This window comes from Enterococcus sp. AZ067, assembly GCF_051715005.1.
Taxonomy (GTDB): Bacteria; Bacillota; Bacilli; order Lactobacillales; family Enterococcaceae; genus Enterococcus_D; species Enterococcus_D casseliflavus.
Genome location: NZ_JBIOSY010000001.1, coordinates 689,595 through 710,000, shown reverse-complemented (window position 1 = coordinate 710,000; position 20,406 = coordinate 689,595). Strand labels below are relative to the sequence as shown.

Genomic DNA, 20,406 nt, shown 5'->3' with positions numbered 1-20,406 from the left:
GTCTACGACAACATACTCATTCGCCCTATTCAGACTCGCTTTCGCTGCGGCTCCGTCTCTTCAACTTAACCTCGCATGCTATCGTAACTCGCCGGTTCATTCTACAAAAGGCACGCTATCACCCATTAACGGGCTCTAACTTGTTGTAGGCACACGGTTTCAGGATCTATTTCACTCCCCTTCCGGGGTGCTTTTCACCTTTCCCTCACGGTACTGGTTCACTATCGGTCACTAGGGAGTATTTAGCCTTGGGAGATGGTCCTCCCGGATTCCGACGGAATTCCTCGTGTTCCGCCGTACTCAGGATCCTCCTAGGTGTTATCCAAATTTCGCCTACGGGGTTTTTACCCTCTTTGACATACTTTTCCAAGTATTTCGACTATCTGAATAGACTACCATATCGGAGTCCTACAACCCCAACAAGCAAGCTTGTTGGTTTGGGCTTTTCCCGTTTCGCTCGCCGCTACTCAGGGAATCGAATTTTCTTTCTCTTCCTGCAGGTACTTAGATGTTTCAGTTCTCTGCGTCTACCTCGACTGCGCTATGTATTCACGCAGACGTAACATCCTATAAAAGATGCTGGGTTCCCCCATTCGGAAATCTCTGGATCATAGCTTACTTACAGCTCCCCAAAGCATATCGGTGTTAGTCCCGTCCTTCATCGGCTCCTAGTGCCAAGGCATCCACCGTGCGCCCTTATTCACTTAACCTTTGACCTTACGGTCGGTTTTGAGTACTTCTTCTAGCGATAGAAGGTTGCTCAAGAAAATAAGCGTTGAACTTATTAAAAAACTCTTTTAACATTTCAACTCGGTGTGTGTTACTTGTTTTGATTATTTCTTCGATATCCAGTTTTCAATGAACAAATTTTGTTTGAGAGTAAACCTCTCAAAACTGAACAAAGGCAAACGATGTGTAGTCTTCCGAAATATTCCTTAGAAAGGAGGTGATCCAGCCGCACCTTCCGATACGGCTACCTTGTTACGACTTCACCCCAATCATCTATCCCACCTTAGGCGGCTGGCTCCAAAAAGGTTACCTCACCGACTTCGGGTGTTACAAACTCTCGTGGTGTGACGGGCGGTGTGTACAAGGCCCGGGAACGTATTCACCGCGGCGTGCTGATCCGCGATTACTAGCGATTCCGGCTTCATGTAGGCGAGTTGCAGCCTACAATCCGAACTGAGAGAAGCTTTAAGAGATTAGCTTAGCCTCGCGACTTCGCAACTCGTTGTACTTCCCATTGTAGCACGTGTGTAGCCCAGGTCATAAGGGGCATGATGATTTGACGTCATCCCCACCTTCCTCCGGTTTGTCACCGGCAGTCTCGCTAGAGTGCCCAACTAAATGATGGCAACTAACAATAAGGGTTGCGCTCGTTGCGGGACTTAACCCAACATCTCACGACACGAGCTGACGACAACCATGCACCACCTGTCACTTTGCCCCCGAAGGGGAAGCTCTATCTCTAGAGTGGTCAAAGGATGTCAAGACCTGGTAAGGTTCTTCGCGTTGCTTCGAATTAAACCACATGCTCCACCGCTTGTGCGGGCCCCCGTCAATTCCTTTGAGTTTCAACCTTGCGGTCGTACTCCCCAGGCGGAGTGCTTAATGCGTTTGCTGCAGCACTGAAGGGCGGAAACCCTCCAACACTTAGCACTCATCGTTTACGGCGTGGACTACCAGGGTATCTAATCCTGTTCGCTCCCCACGCTTTCGAGCCTCAGCGTCAGTTACAGACCAGAGAGCCGCCTTCGCCACTGGTGTTCCTCCATATATCTACGCATTTCACCGCTACACATGGAATTCCACTCTCCTCTTCTGCACTCAAGTCTCCCAGTTTCCAATGACCCTCCCCGGTTGAGCCGGGGGCTTTCACATCAGACTTAAGAAACCGCCTGCGCTCGCTTTACGCCCAATAAATCCGGACAACGCTTGCCACCTACGTATTACCGCGGCTGCTGGCACGTAGTTAGCCGTGGCTTTCTGGTTAGATACCGTCAAGGGATGAACATTTTACTCTCATCCTTGTTCTTCTCTAACAACAGAGTTTTACGATCCGAAAACCTTCTTCACTCACGCGGCGTTGCTCGGTCAGACTTTCGTCCATTGCCGAAGATTCCCTACTGCTGCCTCCCGTAGGAGTCTGGGCCGTGTCTCAGTCCCAGTGTGGCCGATCACCCTCTCAGGTCGGCTATGCATCGTTGCCTTGGTGAGCCGTTACCTCACCAACTAGCTAATGCACCGCGGGTCCATCCATCAGTGACGCAAAAGCGCCTTTCAACTTTCTTCCATGCGGAAAATAGTGTTATACGGTATTAGCACCTGTTTCCAAGTGTTATCCCCTTCTGATGGGCAGGTTACCCACGTGTTACTCACCCGTTCGCCACTCTTTTTCTTTCGATGGAGCAAGCTCCGGTGAAAGAAAAAGCGTTCGACTTGCATGTATTAGGCACGCCGCCAGCGTTCGTCCTGAGCCAGGATCAAACTCTCATAATGATTTGTTTGAATGACCATACGGTCATTAAGCTCATAAAAATTAACTTTGCTAGCTATTGCTTGCATGTATTTGTTTCAATAAATTGAAACGTCCTACACATTGGTTCGTTTGCTTGCTTTGTTCAGTTTTCAAAGGTCTACCGTGCTGCGTTAGCAACTTTTATATCATATCAGAGCGACATTTGATTGTCAACTCTTTTTTTAAAAGTTTTTTTCGCTCGTTGTTTTTCAACTTCGTAGCGGCTGTCTCAGCGACTTAATTAGAATAACAAATGATTTGTTATTTGTCAACAACTTTTTTCAATTAATTTTGTTGATGTATCAACATTGATTAACTGTTTTATTATTGCGACTTCGTTATAATATCATCTGTTTCATTTTTGGTCAAGTCTTTTTTTGAAGTTTTTTCAACTGTTGTTTTGACCCGCTGGCTCAATTGCCAACGTTGACTAATTTACCATTCTTCTTGACTCAGGTCAAGGAAATATTTCATTTTATTTACAAAAAGTTTTCAATAAAAAAAGACCGTCGTAACGGTCTTCAGTTTTTTCGCTAATATTCAGGTGCTAAAAGAACGGAACGCCTTCAATCTCGTAGTCTTCAATGATCTTACGAAAGATATTGGGCTCTTCCCACGCATACCCTTCTGGCAGCTGTTGCGTTTGTCCTGCTTCTTGTGTTTCAAAAACAAATAAAGGAATGTTTTGCGTATCAATATTGCCATTTGTGAGTTCAACGAGTTCGATCGCTGTCACATCAAGGTGGATACGGTCTTTAAACAATTGTAAGATCGTAGCCAAGCCGGTTTTATCTTCAGAAAAATCCGTTGACGCTAATTCCGCAGTGCCTTCGTGTATTTGCATCAAAAATCGTTTCGAACCATTTGCTAAGTGCATCATAACTGTACCCGCTACTTTTTTGGATCCCAAAATACCCACCTCAGTTATTCATCTGTTTGTAAACTAATTTTAGCACATTTTCAGAAAATATGCACGATTATCTGCTGCTGTTTTCTTTTTCTAACATTTCTTTGGCCTCTTTCACCCACACTGGTAAAGCTTCTCCAATCGTACGAAAACCGATCCGCTTATTCTTATTTGTAAAGTAGCGTTTACGCTTAAAGGGTGGCTGAACAAAACTCGTTTCCAATGTACGGCGGGACAAACTGATCTTTTGGCTGTATTCGTCAATATCAATGATTTGTACACGGATCTTTTGCCCGATCTGTAAGACTTCATGGATATTTTTGGTAAACCCAGATTGGATCTCTGAAACATGGATCAATCCCTGTGTTTCCTTATCTAACGAAACAAATGCACCATAGGGTTGAATCCCAGTGACTGTTCCTTCTATAATGTTCCCGATTTGATAATTCATAGTCTTTCCTCTCTTTTCCACTTTCATTATACTTGAACTAGTGGTAGATTTGAAGCATCAGAAACAACGTTGCACAATATAGGAGGGAAACGCATGATCAATTTTGACAAAGTTCATCCGCGCTTAAATACCAATAGCGTCAAATGGGATACCATTGCAAAAACCTATAAGGAAGAAAACTTGTTGCCGCTTTGGGTAGCCGACATGGATTTTCTGGCACCAGAACCTGTGAAAAAAGCGTTAGAAAAAGCAGTTGCCCAAGGGATCTATGGGTACTCTACCATCCCTGATTCGCTGCTTGAATCCATCATCGATTGGCAGCAAAGACGTCATGGTTATACCATCAATAAAGAAGCGATCCTTTTTAATAGCGGTGTGGTCCCTAGTATTGCACTGGCGATCCAAAGTTATACGCAAGAAGGAGATGCCGTATTGATCCACGATCCGGTCTACCATCCCTTTGCCCATGTTGTCAAAAACAATCAGCGGACCTTAATTCAAGAACCGTTACTAGAAAAAGATGGCCACTTTGTCATCGATTTTGAGGCGATGGAACAAACCATCATCGAAAAGAAGGTAAAATTGTTTCTTCTATGTAATCCTCATAATCCTGGAGGTCGCGTGTGGTCAAAAGAAGAACTGCTGACGATCGGCCGTATTTGTCAAAAGCACCAGGTGATCGTTGTCAGTGATGAGATCCATCAAGACATCGTTTTTGCACCAAATCAATTTGTCTCTTTCCAAACAGTCGAGCCAAGCTTTGCCGATTTTTCGATCATCTTGACCTCAGCAACCAAGACCTTTAATTTAGCTGGGATCAAAAATTCGATGGTATTCATCAAAGACCAAACCTTGCGCAGCCAATTTGTAAAAACACAAGAACGCAACGTTCAAGGGGAAATCAATACGTTTGGGTTGGTCGCTACTGAAGCAGCGTATCGTGAATCTGAAGCATGGTTAGAAGAACTTTTGTCCTATTTAGAAGCAAATCGCACCTTTGTCTGTGACTTTTTGACTGAACAACTCCCAGAAGTGACGTTTCAAAAGCCCGAAGGTACTTACTTGATTTGGCTGGATTTTTCTGCCTATGGCCTAACGGACAATCAGCTGCAGCGCAAACTGATCAAAGAAGCCAATGTCGTATTGAATCAAGGAAGTATCTTTGGTCCTCGCGGCAGTCACCATATGCGGTTGAACTTTGCCTGTCCTAAAGAGCTATTAGAAAAAGCACTCAATCAAATCGCCGCCGCGTTTAAAGACCAACCGATTGGTTAACTCTTTCTTCTGAAAAAAAGAACCCTAAAGCTGCCATTTCAACGATCTCCTTGAGGATGATCGTTGAAACTGCTTTTGGGTTCTTTTGTTTTATTCGCTGATTTCGATCGTTTCGATCACTACATCATGCACTGGGCGATCTTGTGGTCCCCGTTGCACGCCAGCGATTTCATCAACGACCGACATTCCTTCGATCACATGACCAAAGACTGTGTGACGGAAATCTAACCAAGGAGTACCACCTGCTTGATACGCTTCGATGATTTCAGCTGGATAACCAGCACCTTCTAATTGACCTAACATGTTGCTAGGAACATTTTGATTGTTTACGATGAAAAACTGGCTGCCGTTAGTATTCGGACCAGCGTTTGCCATGGATAAAGCGCCACGAAGATTGAACAATTCTTTTGAAAATTCATCTTCAAAGCTGCCACCATAGATGCTTTCGCCGCCCATTCCTGTACCAGTTGGATCGCCGCCTTGAATCATAAAATCAGGAATGACACGGTGGAAGATGATCCCATCGTAATACCCTTTTTTCGCTAATTCAACGAAGTTTTTCACTGTTTTTGGTGCCAATTCTGGGAACAATTGTACAACTACATCCCCACGATTGGTTTTGATGACTGCTTTATGGCCAGTTTGTTTTTCTAATGCTAACTGTGGAAATTCAGACACATTAACTCCTCCTTCTCTCTCATAAATCCATGATAGCAGAAAATTGAAAAAATGCTAGTTTGGATAATTTTTGCTATAATGAAGCTATTCGTACAATACGAACACGCTTCACCCCAACGTGGTTAGAAAAGAGGAATAACATGGATATTTTTGATATAACGATTATCGGCGCGGGACCTAGCGGGATGTTTTCTGCTTTCTATGCCGGTATGCGTAACGCCAAAACCAAGATCATCGACAGCTTGCCGCAATTAGGCGGTCAGCTTGCTACTTTATACCCAGAAAAATACATCTACGATATCCCAGGTTATCCGAAAATCAAAGCGGGCGATCTTGTCCAAAACCTGGAAAAACAGTTGACGACCTTCAATCACCAATATTGTTTAGAAGAAACCGTCTTGTCGGTCGAAAAACAAGAAGACTATATCGAAGTCACCACCGACAAAGGAATCCATTATTCGAAAGCCGTGATTTTGGCTTTAGGAAACGGCTCCTTTCAGCCGCGCAAACTGACTTTGCCAGAAAGCGAGCGGTTTGAAGGATACGGCTTAGACTATTTTGTCACTGATTTGATGAAGTATGCTGGACGCAAAGTAGCGATCGCCGGTGGCGGCGATTCTGCCATCGATTGGGCATTGATGCTGGAGCCGATCGCTAGTGAAGTCTACTTGATCCATCGCCGTCCTGAATTTCGTGCCCATGAACATAGCGTCAGCAAATTGCAAGCTTCTGCCGTCAACATTTTGACTCCTTATGTGATCCAAGAAATCCAAGGAGAGCAACGTTTGACTGGCGTCTCGTTGCAGCAAGTCAAGGGTGATGAAACAGTCAGCCTTTCATTGGATGCTTTGATCGTCAATTACGGTTTTTCTTCCACATTGAACATCAAGGATTGGGGCATGAAAAGCAGCCGCCAAGGAGTCTTCGTCTCTTCAGATATGAGCACGTCTATTCCTGGGATCTATGGCTGTGGGGATGTCGTTTTATACGATGGAAAAGTCGACCTGATCGCTACTGGTTTCGGGGAAGCCCCAACCGCAGTGAACAATGCGCTCCACTACATTGATCCCAAAACGCGGACCCAACCTGCTCATAGTACAAGTCTTTTTAAGGAGTAGCTGAGATGAAACAAGCTGGTCAACGTCAACTTGCCGCCTATACCCTCCCTTTGCAGGGCAAGACCCTCACTGAGCAAATGGTTCAGTATCTGGAAGCCTTCGATCATGCCGAAACGGCGGTCCACAATCTAGCCGTTGCCCAAGAAGCCAAACGATTGGCAGAACGGTTTCAAGTCAATGCGGAGAAAGCTTACTTGGCAGCACTGCTGCACGATGTCAGCGTCGTCATCCCTCATGACCAGCGAATCGCCTTGCAGATAGCGGTAGGCGAACCGATCTTAGACGCGGAGCGGCAAGCACCTTTTTTGCTGCATCAGCAGCAATCCGCTTTGTTGGCAAAAACGGTTTTTCAGGTGTCTGATCCAGACATTCTGTCCGCCATCAGCTGTCATACCACCTTAAAGGCCCATTATCGTCGTCTCGATCTAGTTGTTTTTTTAGCCGACAAAATCAAATGGGATCGTAAAGATCAAGCGCCTTTCTTAATCGGCTTATTAGACCGCCTCGATGATTCCTTGGAAGCCGCCGCTGGGTATTATATGGACTGGCTTTTTGCTGGTGACTTGGTGGTCCCCCATCCTTGGGCAGTGGCAGCCAAAGCAGAACTAGCAAACACTTGTGCTTCAATGGATGTCAGAAGGGATTAAGACCCAAATGGCATGGCCTGCAACTGGAATAGGGCACTACTTATGATCGCAATCCATCAGTCGCATGTTGACTTTTGAATAAACTATTTTTACATGGAGGGGAACTATATGGTATTAGAAAGCAAAACACTTGAAGACAAAGCAAGAGAATTGTTAGCCGACCGCGGTGTCTCGCTGCAAGACATCGGTGAACTGGTGATGTTCTTGCAAAAAGATTACATTGAAGGCATCACCTTGGAGATGTGTATCGAAAGCGTCAACGCTGTCTTAAGCAAGCGGGAAGTCCACAATACGATTTTAACGGGTGTCCAGTTAGATATTTTGGCAGAAGAAAATCAACTGCTGCATCCACTGCAAGAAATCGTTAAAGAAGACGAAGGGCTTTATGGGATCGATGAGATCCTCGCTCTATCCATCGTCAACGTGTACGGCTCGATCGGCTTTACTAACTACGGATACATTGATAAAGTCAAACCGGGTATTTTGAAAGAACTGAACAAGCACGACGGTCCACGCGTTCACACCTTTTTAGATGATATCGTAGGTGCCATCGCAGCTTCTGCCGCAAGTCGCTTAGCCCATCAACACCCAAGTAAATCTCATTACATTACGCAATAAAAAAAGACCGACGATTCGCCTCCCTCAAAGGAAGGGGATCGTTGGTCTTTTTTTCATTATGCTGTTTTTTTCAAGCCTCGTTTGCCCCACCAATAGAAGGCAAAAAAGAAGACTTCAATCAAGACGAAAAAGAGAATAAAGCAATGCATGAAAAACGTTTCTGGCAGCACGTTGATGATCGGATCGGTGGCTGGATTAAAGAGCCAATCGTCGTTACTGAAGAAAATCTCATGGAACGTAACGAAAAAGCGGTCAAAGCCGACAGCCATCAAAAACCCGAAAATCAGCGGCAAAATCATCCCCCATTGAAAGGAACGAATCAAGCGCCATTGCTGTTGTTTTTGCCGTAACCGATTGACGAACCAGATACTCGGCAGCAAAGTGACGATCATCACGGCATAATTTAATAGAAACAACTGCTTCACATCGTAAAAATGCCCAGCGCCAGCTTCAGACATTGGAAAATCTGGCAAGGCGAGCGTACTTGCAAAGGGATTGTTTAGAAAATCTAACAATAAGCCATAGTTCTTCAACAACTCTTCTCTTGTTAGCGAGGTATAATCCAGCAGATTCAAGTGATCGACATCAAACCAATATAACGGTCGAAAATTGATCGTTAGGGTGATCGCTAGACTGACCAAAAACAAAAACAAGCAGACAAATCCTAAGCGTTCAAGCCACACTTGTTTTTTCATTGTTCAAAATCCCACTCATCTAAAGAATCCACCACATAGGTTGGTGCTACTGGTAATGTCGGAACTGCCGCTTTCGGGGTAAAGCCAGATAATACGAGCAAAGAATCGATCCCGTTTTGGATCCCCGAGCGAATATCGGTTTCGTAATTGTCTCCCACCATCAAGACCTCTTCTTTTGATAAGCCGATGTGTGCCACCGCTTTTTCCATAATGATGGCTTCTGGTTTGCCAATAAAGATCGGTTGCGTTTGGGTGGCAGTCTCCACCATTGCGATCAGTGAACCTGCACCAGGTAATAAACCTCTTTCCGTCGGGATATTTTTGTCTGGATTGGTCCCGATAAAGGTTGCCCCTTTTTGGATCGCTAACGTTGCTAAAACAAATTTTTCATACGTCACGTGGTTGTCTAAGCCAACCACGACATAATCTGGGTTGGTTTCCTCCCACTCAAACCCAGCAGCTAAGATCAAATCGATCAACCCCGCTTCGCCGATCACAAATACTTTGCGGCCTTTGCCATGGTCTTTCATAAAATCGATCGTCGCCAAGCTTGCGGTATAGATCGTTTCTGGTGCCACATGGATCGAAAATTCATCCGCTAATCGCTGCGCCACGACTTCAGGACTGCGGGTCGTATTATTGGTCACAAATAAATAGGGCAGTCCTTTTTCTTGTAAGGATTCTACGAAGCGTTTCCCAGCAGGGATCGGCGCTTTTCCTAAATAAATCGTGCCGTCTAAATCAATCAAATAGCCTTTATATTTCATCTTATTCTTCCCTTTGTCGAATCGTAAACTCTTTTTTGCCTTTTTTCACCGTGGTTGTTTCGGTTTTTTTGACGTTCTTTTCTTTTGGTTTACGATTTTTGATCGTTGGTTTGCTTTTTTTCTGCGGTACGGTGTCACGCTTTTCTTCTATATGGGCGTTTTGTTGTGCGTTTTGATTTTGATTGTTTTGGGTTGGCTTTTTCTTGCGTCGGCGGGAGGTACTTTTTTCTTTCTTGCCGCCAACTCGTTGGATCACGAAATAGGCACAACCGAAGTTGCAATACTCATACAAATAGTCTTCCAGCATGTCGATACGCTGATCGGGTAATGCTTTGCGGTTATCTTTTTCAAAAAAGCCTTTCAAACGCAGCTGTTCATAACCCCAATCGCCTACGATATAATCATAACGTGCCAACACTTCACTGTAACGCTCGCCAAGTTTTTCTGGATTGAAGCCTTCACGATAATCCATGACCAATTTGTATTGTCGATTGCCAATCATTAATTCTTCATCATTTAACAAAGTCACCAACTCGCCTTTTTGCGGTTGTTTCGCTGGTTCTTCAATAATTTCTTCTAGTACAGATGTCATTTCATCTGTGATCGTTTGTTTTTCGGTCATTTTTTCACCACCTGTTGTTTATTATACCTTGTTTTATTCCCCAATGATAGTCGCGGTTTTCTCGCAAAATCCAGCTGGAGGAGTGACGAACTACTGGATGGGGTATTTCTGACTCAGGTAATCACCGACCACTGTGCGAATAAAGTCTGGAAAAAGAAACTCAACGGTTCCAGCAATCTCGATCGTCGGGAAAAACGGAATAAACAAGTAGTGATCCACAAGGGTCAACGTGTAGCTTTGAGCAGGATCGACGGGCTCTTGTTTCCACAATACTTGGTGGTTTTTTTCATCAAAGCGGATGCCTTCATAAACCAGTTCGCCAAAAATCTTCCCTCGAAAACCCATTCCCATAATTGGGAAATTGCGCAAAAAGTTGCGATTTTTTTCCATCTCTAAGACCAATCGAATGACATCCGCGCCTTGCAACGTCACCCGAATCAAATGCATCGGATGGGGCAAAATCGTGTGCAATTGATCTTGATCAACCCGTCCTTGTGGCAAATCATCTAAGAATAGCCCCGTATTTAAGATGGCGGCATCTGTCTGTCCTTTGGCACATAATGCCAAAAGCGCCTCCCGAACCAAGGAATGTTCACTTTGCCAATCCCTCGTAAACGCTGCTGGAATTTCTGCCACCTGATTTGCCCGTAGCAAGCGATGGCCGATCGATAGATATTCGGCGATCTCTTCCTCATCTTGCGGAAAAGCCACCAACGAATCCGTCGGAATCACACGGGCGCGATGCTTGATCGGGCGGTGGTGATCATCTAAGACCACTTCGACTTCGCCAATGTTAAAACCAAACTTGCCAGCTGCGCCAATTTGAACGCCATTGATGACTTCGCCCTTTTCAAACAAATGGTGCGTGTGGGAACCTAATATAACATCTAGTTCTGGAAAGTCCCTCGCAATCTGACGGTCAGCATTGATGCCTAGATGGCTCATCAAGATCAGCAGATCGACCTCGGGGCGCAAATGCTGCACCAATGAAGGCAAAATCTCCAAGGGTTCGCGAATGTCCCAGCCGTTTGGGGCATATGTCAGCGGAAACGGTGCTGTAAAAGCGATCAGACCGATTTTAGCGCCTTGATTGCTTTCCATGATTTTGTATTCTTGTGCCCACTTTGGCGGACGTAAATCCTGTTTATCAAATAAATTGCCTAAAATGACAGGAAATTCTGCTTGGTCATATAAATGCTGCAAGACCTCTTTGGGATTGCCGACCCCTTCATTGTTCCCAATCGTCACCGCATCGTAATGCCCTTGATTCATCAAATCGACATTTGCCTTGCCGTCAGTTGCTTCTGTCAAAGGATGCCAGCGATCGACAAAGTCGCCTAAGTCGACTGCGATCACTGTCTCTTCGGTCGTATCCGCTTCTCGTTTTCTTTGATCCAAATAACGCCGCATCTTCGGCCAATGTTCTAGGTGGGAATGCAGATCGTTGGTATGGATAATCGTAATTTTTTCCATTGTGCGCCTCTTTTCAAATACGTCGCCTGAAATCACTATCCATTTCTTTTGGCATCAAGGGTTGCCAGTAGAAAGACGACGGAATTCTCTACAAAATAAGCATAGCATAAAATCTCTGGGAAACCATTGGAATGCTTGGAAAAGAATGGTGACTTTTTGTAAAAAAGAACCAGCTGCAGTGACAGTTGTTCAAAAGAAAAAATCACTTTTCTGACTGTAAAAAGGAAAGTAATTTTTATTGGTTATTTGGGGGAAGTTCTATCGATAACACGACGGTGGCAATTCGTTGAAGCGAAAATAAAGAGTTCTTGAAACGACGATTCTATCGAATATCGAGAGCAGGTAATCCATGTTTCAGTTCGTCAGAACTACTGATTTTTTGAGAGTATAAAAATCGCCAACGGAAAAGTTATCAGAGTAAGGTTCTAAACAGGAATAAAGCCTTTGTATCAAAAATACAACTTAACCCTCTGAGCGCTGCTATCGCTTGCCTAGATTTAAAGCAGAATACAATTAGAACAGTCCTTGGTGTCACAAAGAATTTCAAAAATAAAAAAACCTAAGACAGTCTGTCTCAGGTTTGAATGATCATCGATTCAATTAGTACTACTGCTTTCTTCAAAACAAGCAGTTTTTCAATCAGACACATGGAGAATCCTGCTTAGTGCTGCTTCCTTCCGGATCTGACACGCTTCACAAGACCTCCATTGTCCTAGCCTTTCGGCAAAACTTAGTATAACGTATTTCGTTAGAGATTGCCAGCCTTTTTTTGTTTTTTCTTTTCTCGTAATGCTCGGAAAAAATCTGTTAGCAGCTGGCCGCATGCTTCTTCTAAAATGCCGCCTTCCACATAGGACCAATGGTTGAAGCGCTCATCTTCCAATAAATTCATCAATGTACCAGCAGTGCCGCCTTTGGGATCGTAGGCACCAAAATACACTTCTTCCACCCGTGCCAATAACATCGCCCCACTACACATCGGGCATGGTTCTAAGGTCACAAACAGCTGCGCTTGTTCTAAGCGCCAACTTCCGACAGTGCGACAGGCTTCTTCGATCGCAAACATCTCCGCATGCGCTGCAGCTTGCTGCTGCGTTTCTCGTAGATTGTGCCCACGACCAATGATCTTGCCATCCAAGACGACGACAGCACCGATCGGTACTTCTGCCAACCCTTCTGCTTTTCGGGCTTCTTTGATTGCTTCTTCCATAAAGAAGGCTTTTTCCTCGGCAGTCAAGGTACTTGTTTTTTCCACGACTTCACTTTCACTCCTCTACCTCGCACCATTTCGTGCATTTCCTTGCTAGTATAACGAAAAACGCTTAGAAAGACGAGAAAAACTCGCAAAGACCGATGTCCCTGCGAGTTTCAAATGGAATGATTGGCTTAAAAGACGGAATCAACAAAGCTCGTCAACTTGTCTTTGACATGTTCTGTCGAATCTTTGATATTGTCTCCGTAAACAGAGATTTTGTTGCGGCCCTCATTGACTTTTTTCATCACACCTAACAACGAATCCAATTCATTGTCAGACAAGCCGTCTACGACATCCAGCAATTTTTCATTGCCGTTGAATTTGTCATCGACAAATTTCTTTACTTTGTGTCGGTTGCAAGCGAAGCGTACTTTATTGAATACTTTGTCTGATACAACGACGGCAGTAGTGATCCCAGCGATCGCTGCAATGCTTAATCCAATCGTTACTTTTGATGATGTTTTCATATCGATCAGCTCCCTTATTTTGCTACTTCCATCATAGCACGAGGACTGAAATAAAAACACTATTTCGTTTAAATCGCTTTGAATCTTAATCCTTTAGGAAAGAAGTTTTTCACGGTTCCTTGGACTTGTTTTCCAAAACCGACTGGGATCTCATCGACTGTCAAAATCACCCACCCAGCATTTCCTGGCACGCTCAAGGTTTCACCTGCCACATACTGCTGCCATTGCGGCAAAGTGATCGGCACTGTCGGTGCCCCTTCTTCTGCATGGATCGCCAATGCCAACGCATAACTTGGCTCGATCCGATTCTTCTTAACGACGCCGACGTGCAAACCTGGGCGCATAAACTTGATCCCTTTTAAAGAAGGCATTTCTTCAGGAACGAGCCAGAGGTTTTCTCCTAGCAGCTGAGGCGTCGCATTCAGTGCCTGTAAAAAAGGAAACTCCTTGCGAAAGGCTTGCCACAACTTTTGAGTCGTTGCATCCAATGGACTCTTGGCTGTCGCTCCTTTGCCTTTTTTCTTCTTTTTCACTGGCGCTGCTTCTGCTAGCGAGGTCAATTTCGCAGCGAAATGACCTTCTCCTTGGTTTAAATGCGGCCATAAGCGGATGGTTTTCTCAATCCCAGGTGCAGCTCCCCACTCCCTGCGCCCATGAGATACATTGTCCAAGTCGATCGCTTCGATCGTGAAGGGATACTCCTCCATTAACCAAGCCATCATCGCTTCGTTTTCTTCTGGGGCAAAGGTACAGGTGGAATAGATCAGCTGCCCCCCCGGTTTTAGCATCGTAACGGCTTGTGCCAAAATGTCTTTTTGCCTGATCGCACACTGATCAGGTGTTTCTGCTTGCCATTCTTCTAAGGCGACGGGATCTTTACGAAACATCCCTTCACCAGAACATGGGGCGTCCACCACGATCTTGTCAAAAAACTGAGGAAAATGGCGGCTCAATTCTTGCGGTGCCTGATTGGTAACGACTACATTCGGAAAACCCCAACGCTCCACATTTTCCGATAGGATTTTGGCACGCTTGGGGAAAATCTCATTTGCTACAAGCAGCCCTTTTCCTTGTAATTGGCTTGCCAGCTGCGTTGTTTTGCCCCCTGGTGCCGCACATAAATCTAAGACCCGCTCCCCTGGTTGAGCGGCTGCGATCGTTGCTACGATCATCGCACTAGGTTCTTGGCTGTAGACATAGCCAGCTTGATGGAGCAGCGAACGGCCTTTGACTTCGCCAATATAAGCAGCTTCTGCATAGGGGACGGGTACAGCGGCTGGTCCATATTTTGCCAGCATCGCTTGTGCGTGCGGCTTAGCAACATTCAAGCGAAAGCCTTTGACTGGCTGATTATCGGTCAAAGCGGTAAAAAAAGCTGGTGCTTCTTCTCCTAGCAACCGTTGGTATTTTTCAATAAATGGTGTTGGTAATTGCATACTTACCCCTCCTCGGCTTTTTTATTCTAGCGACTGAGAAGCAATTATGCAAGAATTCCTTGATCAAATGGCAAAAAAACTGCAGCTGAGTGAAGTGGGCGACTAATCGCTTCGACTTCTCTTTGCTGCAGACCTTTTTTATTTAAAAATCGCTTTTTTGACACTGCTTTCGATGAATGGCTGAGAGACACGGTTGTCCCAGAATTTGATCAGTGGGCCCACTAAAAAGGCACTGATGAAGGTTCCGATTCCAATAGGTCCGCCTGTGAAGAGCCCAATCAAGGCAAAGGCAACGTCTTGAATCACCCGCACCACTCGATAGTTGGCTTTCGTCTGATCGACGATGGTTGGGGCGATCGCGTCATAGGGGGCGCTGCCCAAATTCGCTGACATATAAAACGACGCACCGAAGGTAAAGAAGATAATCCCGATCAACAAGAACAAGCCTTGCTGCCACCAGTTATTTGGACCGACGGATAACCAATCAAAGACGTTGGTATAAAAGTCGATGAAAAATCCTGTCAGCACCATATTGATGACCGTCCCGATGCCGATATGGCGACGGCCAAAGATAAAAATCAATACTAGGACAGCGATATTGATCATCAATTGATAGACCCCAAGAGATAACCCTAGCAGCTCGCCGACACCGATATTGGCTGCAGTGTATGGGTCTAGTCCCACTCCGCCGACCCGCAGCAATGCCGCCCCGAATCCTAAAATGGCGACACCAATCAACGCATAAAGCGAGCGTAATCCTGTTTCTTTTTTCATTAAAATTTCCCCTTTTTTCTCATCTGTTCTTTCAAGTATAACGAGAAAAAAGGAAAATGGGAATTTCAACGCTTCACAGGGCTCTTTGTAGGGATACAATCTGGCTTCGTCCATCTCCTTTGCTTCCATTTTGCTTCCATTGAAATGCCCGCAACAACCATTGCGATTGTGTATCTTGATTTTCGGTTCCTACAGATACGCGTGCCTCGTCCATTACTCAGCCTTCACTGGAACCATCACTTCAAATATCTGCAATTCTTTTTGGGCGGTAAAGACTTCATCTTGCCATAACAATTCCCAAACATCGCCATCGATCTTCAACTGATTCTCTTTTAGAAAGGCTTGGATGCGATGGGTAAAAGCAGCAATTTGTTCCTCTCCCTCACTGACAAACCCAGACACATACGTGCCAGTAGGGCGCGTGATGATCAGCTTTTCAGGATAGAGATGCAGCCGATCTTGGGGAATCAAGATCAGTGCCCGATAAGGCGATGCGTGAAAGGTCTGATCCTCTAATGTCGTTCCAGCACTTAAAAAGCCGATGGGGTAGCCACTGAAAGCATCTTTATAATCCACTAGCGGATAAAAACGGGCGTACACTTGATAAGCAGATTCTGGATCATCGCCAGCGATCTCTTCGGAAACGATAAACGCCTCTGCTTCGTGGTGCGCTATCGTAAAGGTCTCAAAATCGGCTTTCTGTACTTTTTCATAGCGCTGGATGTAGCGATCGAAGGTTCGTTCCAATTCTTGCAGCGCAGCGATTTTGGTACGAACTTCTCCTCGCCGTTCCACAAGTTCCTTTTGCGTGTATTCAGGGTTGCGGTTTTTCAAAAATTGTCGAATGTCTTGCAAGGGCATGTCTAAAGAACGCAAGAGCAAAATCACGTCTAACTCAAGGCATTGTTCAAAGCCGTAGTAGCGATAGCCGTTTTCACCAATCGAATGCGGTTTGAATAAATCGATCTGATCGTAATAAATCAATGTGCGCCGACTCACGCCAGCATAAGCGGACATCTCACTGATGGTCAATTGTTTTTTCAAAAAAATTTCACTCCTTGCTTGACTGTAACGTAACGTTACAGTTTATTCTACCATAGAACGATATTTTTGGAGGGAAATCATGAAACAATTACAGTTATTTTATAAAGAAGAACGACGCTTCTTTTTCAGTTTATTTCTTTTGATGCTGGTCCAATCCTTCGGCACACTCTTGTTGCCGTATTTTTTGGCAAAAATCATTGATGAAGGGATCTTGAAAGTCGACACGACAGCCATTTGGCACAATGGCTGGTGGATGTTTGCCATTGCCATCGGCACCGTGATCGTCTCTGTAGGCGGTAGTTATTTATCTGCCCATCTTTCAGGAAAATTCGGGCATTTTTTGCGGATGCGCCTTTTCAAAAAAACACAAGAACTCTCTGTATCCGCTGTTGATGGCTATGGTACGCCCACTTTGCTGGCACGTACCACCAGCGACATCAACAACATCCAACAAATTTTGATGATGGCGCTGCAAATGATTTTGCCAGCCCCAATGATCGTCGCTGCTTCAATTTTTCTAACCGGCACCGTCTCTTTACGGATGATTTGGGTCCCAATCGTAGCGATCCTATGTTTTTCAATGATCGCTTATGGAGTGATTCGCAAAGCGATCCCATTATCACAAATTACGCAAAAACTAGTCGATAAAATGATGCGGATCTTACGAGAAACCTTTACTGGCGCTCGGGTGATTCGAGCATTCGACAAAGCTGCTTACGAAAAAGAACGGACAGATCAAACACTGACGGAATATGCGAAAACCATGATCCAAGTCAATCGCCTCTTTGCTGTCTTGAATCCGACCGTCAATTTAGTAATGGGACTCTCGATTTCGACTATCCTTGTCTACGGCGGCTATCAAAGTCTGCAGGGCCACCTTGCTATTGGTAGTATTACTGCCATCATCGAATACACGATCCTGAGTCTCTGGTTTTTGACTATGGCAGCGATGGTGATCGTGATGGTGCCTAAAGGCTTGACTTCCTTGCAACGGATCACAGAAGTTTTGGAAGAACCAATTGATTTGATCGACGGTGACCAAACCTTAAACAAGACCGCCGTGTCAGAAACGATCGCAGCTTTCAATCACGTGCAGTTTACGTATGAAGGTGCCGAAGAACCTGTCTTAGAAGATATCAGCTTTGAGATCCACCGAGGCAAAACGACAGCGATCGTTGGTGGAACTGGCTCTGGCAAAAGCACCATCGCCAAAGCGCTGTTGCGTTTCAAAGATGTGACTGCTGGTTCGATCACGCTTTTTGGCCGCAACATCAAAGAGATCTCACAAGCCGAATTACGGGACCAAATTAGTTATGTCCCGCAAAAAGCGCTCTTGCTTAGCGGCACGATTCAAGAAACCTTGCGTTTCGGCAATCGTCCAGCAACCCATGAGGCGATGGCAAAAGCCGCTGAAGTTGCTCAAGCCAAGTCATTTATTGAAGGCTTGCCTGAAGGTTATGAAAGTCCAGTTGCTCAAAAAGGCAGCAATTTCTCTGGCGGTCAAAAGCAACGACTGAGTATTGCCCGAGCGCTGACAAAGCCAGCAGAAATCTACTTCTTTGACGACAGTTTTTCTGCTTTGGATTATCAAACAGATGCCAATTTGCGGCGTGCATTGAAAGAATACACGAAAGATGCCGCCGTCATTATCGTGGCTCAGCGGGTATCGACCGTCAAAAATGCCGATCAAATCATTGTCTTGGATAACGGCAAAATGGTCGGTAAAGGAACCCACGAAGAATTATTACGCAATTGCCAAACTTATCAAGAGTTTGCCTCATCTCAAGGAATGGGAGGAATGAAGGATGAGTAAACAAACAATGGATACCCCAAAAAACATGAAACATACAAGCCGACGTTTGCTGCGTTTGCTGATGGAACAAAAAGCCCGCTTTCTACTGATTATCGCTTCCGCCTTGTTCTTTTCCTTACTAATGTCCATCGCCCCTTTGATCTTGGGTCGTGGACTGGATAATCTGATTGCCTTGTTTCAACAAGAAGGCTGGCAGATCAATGATTTTTGGCAAAGTATTTTAGGTCCAGTCGTCCTTTTAGCGGGAACGTGGCTTTTGATTAGTCTCTTTTCCTTGCTGCAAGAGTATACGATGGCCAGTGTCAGTGAAACCCTGACCTTGACTTTACGCAAACAAATCAGTGACAAATTCAATCGCCTGCCTATCAGTTTTTACGGCAAACATCATACTGGCGATATTTTAAGCCGAGTGATTCTCGATTTAGATAAAGTATCCGAGGTCTTACAAGTCGGTTTGATGCAGCTGATCACCGCAACCATCAGCATTACCTTCGGCTTGATCGCCATGCTTTATCTCAGTCCATTACTGACGATCGGTGTAGTCCTGATTTTGCTTTTGAGTGCTTTTGTGACCACCGTTCTCGCACGAAAAAACTTGAGCTACTTTACCAAAAACCAAGAAACATTAGGTGCTGTCAGCAGTCGTGCGGAAGAGTTTTATACCGCAAATCCGCTGATCAAATCCTACAACCAACAAGTTGCCGTTGAAGCGGAAATGGCGGAATTGAGTGAAGCCCAATTTAAAGCCTTTCGAAAAGCACAGTTCGTCAGTGCTGCTATCAATCCTTTCGTGCGCTTTATCAATCAAATCGGCTTTATCTTAAGCGCCGTCGTTGGTGGTCTGATGGTGTTGCAAGGGCAATTATCCATTGGTCTCGTACAAGCCTATCTGCAATACATCAACCAAGTGTCTGAACCGATCACGCAAGCCTCTTATATTATGAACACCTTGCAAAGTGCCTTAGCATCTCTCGAACGAATTTTTGAGATCCTTGATTATCCTGAAGAAGAAACTGCGACCCAACAACTGCCAGTTCCACAAACCATCAAAGGAAAAATCGATTTTCAACACGTCTCCTTTGGCTACAGCAAGGAAAAACTCTTGATGGAAAACGTCGAATTTTCCGTCAAACCAAAACAAACGGTCGCGATCGTTGGACCAACAGGTGCTGGAAAAACCACCATGATCAATCTTTTGATGCGCTTTTATCCATTGAATGGTGGGAAGATCTTGCTAGACGATCAAGACATGATGTCCTTTTCGGCACCAGCAGTACGGAAAAAATTCGGTATGGTGCTGCAAGATACGTGGCTATTCCAAGGAACCATCGCTGAAAATATCGCTTATGGCAATCCCGATGCCACTCGGGAAGACATCTTGGCTGCCGCCAAAGCCGCCCAATGCGACCACTTCGTGCGGACCCTGCCCAACGGTTACGATACCGTCATTGGTTCCGAAAGCGAACTGTCACAAGGACAACAACAATTATTGACGATCGCTCGGGCGATTTTAGCAGACCCAACGATCCTGATCCTTGATGAAGCCACCTCCAGTGTCGACACGCGGACGGAACAAATGATCCAAACGGCGATGGATCGTTTGACCCAAGGACGAACCAGCTTTATCATCGCCCATCGTCTTTCTACCATCAAAAACGCTGACTTGATCTTAGTGATGAAAGACGGCTCCGTCGTCGAAAAAGGCTCCCACACAGAATTACTGGCACAAGATTCCCTTTACGCCCAACTATATAACAGCCAGTTTGCAACAGCTTGATGAAAAAGCCGAACCACCAACCAATGACTTTATAAACTGTCGAGGTTGTGGTTCGGCTTTTTTCTTTTTCC

18 protein-coding genes, 2 rRNA genes and 1 other RNA gene (1 of these 21 cut by a window edge) are annotated in these 20,406 nt (G+C 45.1%); 6 read left to right on the top strand and 15 right to left on the bottom strand.

Going from position 1 to position 20,406, the window contains the following annotated elements; all coding sequences use genetic code 11:
- The 4 genes from IGI82_RS03310 to IGI82_RS03295 all read right to left on the bottom strand — a co-directional run.
- Nucleotides 1-710, bottom strand: a 23S ribosomal RNA gene (locus tag IGI82_RS03310) (it extends 2,205 nt beyond the left edge of the window).
- A gap of 229 nt (nucleotides 711-939) precedes the next feature.
- Nucleotides 940-2,499: ribosomal RNA gene (locus tag IGI82_RS03305) — 16S ribosomal RNA — on the bottom strand.
- The 16S and 23S rRNA genes sit together here, the layout of an rRNA operon.
- 566 nt (nucleotides 2,500-3,065) lie before the next feature.
- Nucleotides 3,066-3,428, bottom strand: coding sequence for a hypothetical protein (locus IGI82_RS03300; RefSeq protein ID WP_005227664.1), 363 nt, complete (start codon nucleotides 3,426-3,428; stop codon nucleotides 3,066-3,068).
- 67 nt (nucleotides 3,429-3,495) lie between these two features.
- The gene (locus IGI82_RS03295; RefSeq protein ID WP_005227662.1) at nucleotides 3,496-3,876 is read right to left on the bottom strand and encodes a CvfD/Ygs/GSP13 family RNA-binding post-transcriptional regulator; all 381 of its coding nucleotides are present in this window, start codon (nucleotides 3,874-3,876) and stop codon (nucleotides 3,496-3,498) included.
- A gap of 93 nt (nucleotides 3,877-3,969) precedes the next feature.
- On the opposite strand from IGI82_RS03295, the gene IGI82_RS03290 reads away from it, so the two are divergent.
- Nucleotides 3,970-5,151 carry a MalY/PatB family protein gene (locus tag IGI82_RS03290; RefSeq protein ID WP_159161504.1) on the top strand — a complete coding sequence of 394 codons (1,182 nt, stop codon included), beginning with the start codon at nucleotides 3,970-3,972 and terminating at the stop codon, nucleotides 5,149-5,151.
- Between the two features lie 90 nt (nucleotides 5,152-5,241).
- Here the strand turns inward: IGI82_RS03290 and IGI82_RS03285 are convergent, their stop codons facing one another.
- Nucleotides 5,242-5,829 carry a peptidylprolyl isomerase gene (locus IGI82_RS03285; RefSeq protein WP_005227659.1) on the bottom strand — a complete coding sequence of 196 codons (588 nt, stop codon included), beginning with the start codon at nucleotides 5,827-5,829 and terminating at the stop codon, nucleotides 5,242-5,244.
- A gap of 140 nt (nucleotides 5,830-5,969) precedes the next feature.
- Here IGI82_RS03285 and IGI82_RS03280 point away from each other — a divergent pair, with 140 nt between their 5' ends.
- The 3 genes from IGI82_RS03280 to IGI82_RS03270 all read left to right on the top strand — a co-directional run bounded on the left by IGI82_RS03280 (nucleotide 5,970) and on the right by IGI82_RS03270 (nucleotide 8,212).
- Complete coding sequence (locus IGI82_RS03280; RefSeq protein ID WP_087626932.1) at nucleotides 5,970-6,947, top strand: NAD(P)/FAD-dependent oxidoreductase; 978 nt, start codon at nucleotides 5,970-5,972, stop codon at nucleotides 6,945-6,947.
- A gap of 5 nt (nucleotides 6,948-6,952) precedes the next feature.
- Nucleotides 6,953-7,594 carry a bis(5'-nucleosyl)-tetraphosphatase (symmetrical) YqeK gene (gene yqeK / locus IGI82_RS03275; protein ID WP_167822103.1) on the top strand — a complete coding sequence of 214 codons (642 nt, stop codon included), beginning with the start codon at nucleotides 6,953-6,955 and terminating at the stop codon, nucleotides 7,592-7,594.
- 108 nt (nucleotides 7,595-7,702) lie between these two features.
- Nucleotides 7,703-8,212, top strand: coding sequence for a phosphatidylglycerophosphatase A family protein (locus tag IGI82_RS03270; RefSeq protein WP_005227653.1), 510 nt, complete (start codon nucleotides 7,703-7,705; stop codon nucleotides 8,210-8,212).
- A gap of 56 nt (nucleotides 8,213-8,268) precedes the next feature.
- On the opposite strand, the gene IGI82_RS03265 is transcribed toward IGI82_RS03270, so the two are convergent.
- The 10 genes from IGI82_RS03265 to IGI82_RS03220 all read right to left on the bottom strand — a co-directional run bounded on the left by IGI82_RS03265 (nucleotide 8,269) and on the right by IGI82_RS03220 (nucleotide 16,718).
- Nucleotides 8,269-8,907 carry a TIGR01906 family membrane protein gene (locus tag IGI82_RS03265; RefSeq protein ID WP_438841764.1) on the bottom strand — a complete coding sequence of 213 codons (639 nt, stop codon included), beginning with the start codon at nucleotides 8,905-8,907 and terminating at the stop codon, nucleotides 8,269-8,271.
- On the bottom strand, nucleotides 8,904-9,674 hold the full coding sequence (locus tag IGI82_RS03260; protein WP_010748835.1) for a TIGR01457 family HAD-type hydrolase: 771 nt from the start codon (nucleotides 9,672-9,674) through the stop codon (nucleotides 8,904-8,906). The genes IGI82_RS03265 and IGI82_RS03260 overlap by 4 nt, the downstream gene beginning before the upstream one ends.
- A 1-nt stretch (nucleotide 9,675) precedes the next feature.
- Entirely contained in the window at nucleotides 9,676-10,296 is a 621-nt protein-coding gene (locus IGI82_RS03255; RefSeq protein ID WP_005227649.1) for a YutD family protein, read from the bottom strand.
- A 90-nt stretch (nucleotides 10,297-10,386) separates the two neighbouring features.
- Nucleotides 10,387-11,769, bottom strand: coding sequence for a bifunctional metallophosphatase/5'-nucleotidase (locus IGI82_RS03250; protein WP_005227647.1), 1,383 nt, complete (start codon nucleotides 11,767-11,769; stop codon nucleotides 10,387-10,389).
- A gap of 632 nt (nucleotides 11,770-12,401) precedes the next feature.
- Nucleotides 12,402-12,488: signal recognition particle sRNA small type (ffs, locus tag IGI82_RS03245), an RNA gene on the bottom strand.
- 29 nt (nucleotides 12,489-12,517) lie between these two features.
- Nucleotides 12,518-13,024 (bottom strand): tRNA adenosine(34) deaminase TadA, encoded by a 507-nt coding sequence (tadA, locus tag IGI82_RS03240; RefSeq protein ID WP_015509027.1) that lies wholly within the window; start codon nucleotides 13,022-13,024, stop codon nucleotides 12,518-12,520.
- Between the two features lie 131 nt (nucleotides 13,025-13,155).
- Nucleotides 13,156-13,491, bottom strand: coding sequence for a hypothetical protein (locus IGI82_RS03235; protein WP_005227636.1), 336 nt, complete (start codon nucleotides 13,489-13,491; stop codon nucleotides 13,156-13,158).
- Between the two features lie 68 nt (nucleotides 13,492-13,559).
- The gene (locus IGI82_RS03230) at nucleotides 13,560-14,927 is read right to left on the bottom strand and encodes an RsmB/NOP family class I SAM-dependent RNA methyltransferase (RefSeq protein ID WP_270290658.1); all 1,368 of its coding nucleotides are present in this window, start codon (nucleotides 14,925-14,927) and stop codon (nucleotides 13,560-13,562) included.
- Nucleotides 14,928-15,065: 138 nt separating this feature from the next.
- Nucleotides 15,066-15,815: a YczE/YyaS/YitT family protein gene (locus IGI82_RS03225; RefSeq protein ID WP_080650839.1), complete on the bottom strand. Its 750-nt coding sequence runs from the start codon at nucleotides 15,813-15,815 to the stop codon at nucleotides 15,066-15,068.
- A 99-nt stretch (nucleotides 15,816-15,914) separates the two neighbouring features.
- Entirely contained in the window at nucleotides 15,915-16,718 is an 804-nt protein-coding gene (locus tag IGI82_RS03220; protein WP_016611154.1) for a MerR family transcriptional regulator, read from the bottom strand.
- A 106-nt stretch (nucleotides 16,719-16,824) separates the two neighbouring features.
- Here IGI82_RS03220 and IGI82_RS03215 point away from each other — a divergent pair, with 106 nt between their 5' ends.
- Nucleotides 16,825-18,558: an ABC transporter ATP-binding protein gene (locus IGI82_RS03215; RefSeq protein ID WP_015509023.1), complete on the top strand. Its 1,734-nt coding sequence runs from the start codon at nucleotides 16,825-16,827 to the stop codon at nucleotides 18,556-18,558.
- On the top strand, nucleotides 18,551-20,335 hold the full coding sequence (locus IGI82_RS03210) for an ABC transporter ATP-binding protein (protein ID WP_375806671.1): 1,785 nt from the start codon (nucleotides 18,551-18,553) through the stop codon (nucleotides 20,333-20,335). Before IGI82_RS03215 ends, IGI82_RS03210 begins: the two co-directional genes overlap by 8 nt.
- Nucleotides 20,336-20,406 lie beyond the last annotated feature (71 nt).